The 3,578-nt window shown below is 59.1% G+C and carries 3 protein-coding genes; all 3 read right to left on the bottom strand.

Translation table 11 applies throughout. The annotated features are described in order from the left end of the window. The coding region (locus tag Q0526_RS00255) for a PfkB family carbohydrate kinase (RefSeq protein WP_298729705.1) at window positions 1-169 on the bottom strand (169 nt) is incomplete at its 3' end. Between the two features lie 21 nt (window positions 170-190). Further along, window positions 191-1,660, bottom strand: coding sequence for a GH32 C-terminal domain-containing protein (locus tag Q0526_RS00250; protein ID WP_298729703.1), 1,470 nt, complete (start codon window positions 1,658-1,660; stop codon window positions 191-193). Window positions 1,661-1,718: 58 nt separating this feature from the next. Next, window positions 1,719-3,326 (bottom strand): extracellular solute-binding protein, encoded by a 1,608-nt coding sequence (locus Q0526_RS00245; protein ID WP_298729701.1) that lies wholly within the window; start codon window positions 3,324-3,326, stop codon window positions 1,719-1,721. Window positions 3,327-3,578 lie beyond the last annotated feature (252 nt).

The following is a 3,578-nucleotide window of genomic DNA, read 5'->3' as shown; positions in this document are numbered from 1 at the left end:
CCCCCACTTTGCCGATCAGCGCCGTGGAACAGCCGTACTTTTGCAGCGCGGCCAGGAAATTGCCCGGCGCGCCGCCCGGCTGGGCTTTGAGAGTCGGATAACCGGCTTCATCATTGGAAACCGGCGCAAAATCAATGAGCAGTTCGCCCAATGCCACAACGTCAATCATAACGCACCTCCTGTGCGCTGCTTATAGCGCCAGATCATACAGCCGCAGATCCATGCAGGCCCGGCCGTTGGCAAAAAACCGGATCACGTCGGCGTCGGCGGGGGCGTCATAAAGGGTCATGCTGGCCCCCTGCTGCCCATCCTGCAAGAAAAATTCTGCTGAATACCGATCCAGCACCATGCGCAGCCGCAGGGTATCCCCCGCCGGAGCCAGCAGCGGAGTTTCCCGCAGCTCCAGCGCATCCCGACATCCTCCTGCATGGCGGCGGTCCAGGCGAAGCAGCCCATCCTCCAAGTCGAAACGCACCTCGGCCCACCGTTCCTTACCGCAGGCGATGCGCACCCCGAACCGCCGGGCACGGCGCACATCCACCTGCAAGTCGCAATCCAGTACCCGGCCCTGCACACCGTCCAGCGTGACCGGCCTATTTTCCACTTCCACGCCGCGGTGTTCCACCCGCAGCCGCCGGGCTGCATCCAGTTCCCGCACCGGCCGCTGGCAGAGAACCTCCCCCTGCCAGAACAGTTCCCGGGGCAGGCTCATCTGGCCGTACCAGGGCGCGCCTTGCGGCGGGTAGCAATGATCCCAGTTCTGCATCCAGCCAAGGAGCACCCGGCGTCCATCGGGGGTTTCCAGCGTCTGGGGCGCATAGAAATCCAGACCGCTGTCCAAGGGCTGATCGGCCTGCCGCACAAAGGGGGTGCCGGGACCGTCCCACCGGCCGATGAGGGCTGCCGTATCGTTGCCGCAATGGTACCGGTCATCGGCGGCCTGGTGCACAAACTGGGGCGAAATGACCAGCACTGTCCGGCCTTCCATGGTGAAAAGGCCGGGACATTCCCACATGCTGCCCAGGCTGCCGTCGTTTTCGGCCAATACCTGCACAAACTGCCACCGGGCAGCAGCATCCTCGGGGTGGGGGTTGCGGTAGAGCAGCAGCCGCCCATGGCCGTTGAAGCCGCGGCCGCCCACCAGCATATACACCATACCGTCCTGCGCGAAGAGGAAGGGGTCCCGGAAATCCTTGCGGGAAGCCCCCGCGGGCTGCTCGTCACAAGTCAACACCGGAGCGCCGGCTTTCTCATAAGTTTCACCGTCACCCAGAGCCAGGCACTGCTGCTGAATCTCGCTCTCCCCCTCCGGCATGACGCCGGTGTACAGGATCAGCTGCTTGCCTTTCCATTCCATGGCACCACCGGAAAAGCACCCGTTTTGGTCAAAGGGCGTGTCGGGCGCCAGGGCGCAGGGGCAGTCCTGCCAGTGCAGGAAATCCTTTGTGACGGCGTGGCCCCAGTGCATGGGGCCCCAGTTGGTGCCGTAGGGATGGTACTGGTAAAACAGGTGATATCGTCCGCCATAGTATGACCATCCGTTGGGGTCGTTGCACCAGCCCACCGGCGGCACGGCGTGAAACGCCGGGCGTTTTTCGGCGGGCGTGCGATGCTGCTCTTCATAGCGGCGGGCGCGGGCCAGGATGTTGGTTTGTTCCATGATCATTTCTCCGTAACAAAGGCTGCCTGTCGTGCCAAAGCACGGCAGGCAGTCATTTTTAGCCGTTCATGCTGGCAAAGTAGTTGTCCAGTCCGGTCTGTTTGAGCTGCAGCAGTTCCTGCAGGTTCATCTCGTTAAGTTTGGCGATATAAGCATCCCACTCTTCGGCCGCGCCGCCGTTCATAATCCATGCCGCTTTCTGGCTTTCGGCGTAGGGTTTCAGGTCGGTCTCGATCTGGGTGATGCGGTCGGTGGTTTCGATGTCAAAGAAGATGGGCGGATAGTTGTAATCGCATTCCATGGCGGGAGCGAACTCGCTCTGGATCACATCCAGGCGCAGCTTGGCGTCGTCCGGCATGGTAGTGTAGGTGCCGTAGTAGCTGTCCAGCACGGCCAGCGGGCCGCCCAGGTTGGTCTTCATGCGCAGTTCATAGGGCACAACACCTTCGGGGATCGCCAGGTGCTGCAGGGTACCGTCATCTTTCATCTCAAAGATGTTGTCCTGGGTGGTATCACCGTAGGTTCCCCAGTTGTCCTGCACCGACTGGATGGGGTCATAAAGTTGGTCGACCCACTTGGCTGTGAGCGCCGGATTGGGGTTGGTACCAGTGATCACGCAGCGGCCGATTTCAAACCCCATTGCATTCTGACGGGTGACAGCCTGTTCGCCCTCTGCGTTCTTCAACGGAGGAAGCGCCACATAATTGTCCGGGGTACCAGCGCTGGTGTTGTCCCACGCCATAAAGAGTCCGTAACGATCACTGGCGGCCTTGGAAACATAGGTGTTGTAATCCTGCGTAAAAACTTCGGGATCAATAAGACCTTCGGCATAGAGAGTATGCAACCATTCCAGGCCGGGAATGATGCCTTCATCGGCCAGTGTGTAGATCACCTGCTTGTCATTATTGACCACATAGTGGTCTGCATTTTCACCGTAGCCAAAGGCACTGAGCAACACGCCCACATCTTCATTGCCGCCATTCATTACAAAGGAAAGGGGCAGGCAATCGGGATGCGCCTGTTTAAACGCCCGCAATACTTCCGTGAGTTCTTCCGGGGTCGTGGGCATCTCCAGCCCCAGTTCATCCAGCCATGCTTTGTTGATCCAGGGAATGCCACCGATAGACTGAATAGCCTCCTTATCGCTGCCCAGTTCTTCGATCCAGGGGAAGGAATAGATATGACCGTCCGGAGCTGTGATCAGGGTACGGTACTCAGGGTTTTCATCCAGAATTTTTTTCAGGTTGGGCATGTACTGGTCGATCAGTTCATCCACCGCAATGATGGTTCCGTCCTTGGCGTAGCGCAGCAGGTCGTACTGGCTCATCTGGGCATCAAAGACCATATCAGGCAATTCCTTCTTGGCTAAAGCAAGTTGCTTTTTTTCGCCAAACTGGTCATCCACATAGACAGTCCAGTCGATGTGAACATTCGTAGCCTCTTCCAGCCTTTGGGCGATCAGACGGTCATTGAGCTCCTGTCCGGCAAAGGAAGGTTCGTGGGTCAATGCCGTGAATGTGACTGTTTCGGTCAGGGGGAAGGATACCGAGGCGGCATCCACCGTAGCCGCGGCATTGTTCTGCTGGGAACCGCAGCCTGCCAGACTAGTGAGTGCCAGCGCAGCGGCACCGGCCAGCGCCAGGACACGTTTGGACATGGTTTTCATCTTGGTCTCTCCTTTTCTTGATGGTTGTATGGTGAAAATTTAAAGTAGCGGAAAGTTTTCCCTCTCGCGGCGAGCGCCGCGGGCGGCATTATAGCAAGGAACTCTCTTGCGGTGCCCGAATCGTGCGGCGCGCCTTGGAGCGGCGCTTGCACTCTTCGACCGCTGCGCCTAAAATTCCTCCCTGTTTCCGCCGCAGGCGGCATTATAACAAGGAACTCTCTTGCGGTGCCCGAATCGTGCGGCGCGCCTTGG

It is taken from the genome of uncultured Subdoligranulum sp. (genome assembly GCF_937890665.1).
The sequence above is the reverse complement of the archived record's forward strand: the minus strand, read 5'-3'. Positions and strand labels throughout refer to the sequence as shown.

Excerpts from the sequence above, each read along its gene's own strand:
- Q0526_RS00250 (WP_298729703.1), bottom strand. The coding sequence starts at position 1,660 with ATGGAACAAACCAACATCCTGGCCCGCGCCCGCCGCTATGAAGAGCAG.
- Q0526_RS00245 (WP_298729701.1), bottom strand. The coding sequence starts at position 3,326 with ATGAAAACCATGTCCAAACGTGTCCTGGCGCTGGCCGGTGCCGCTGCG.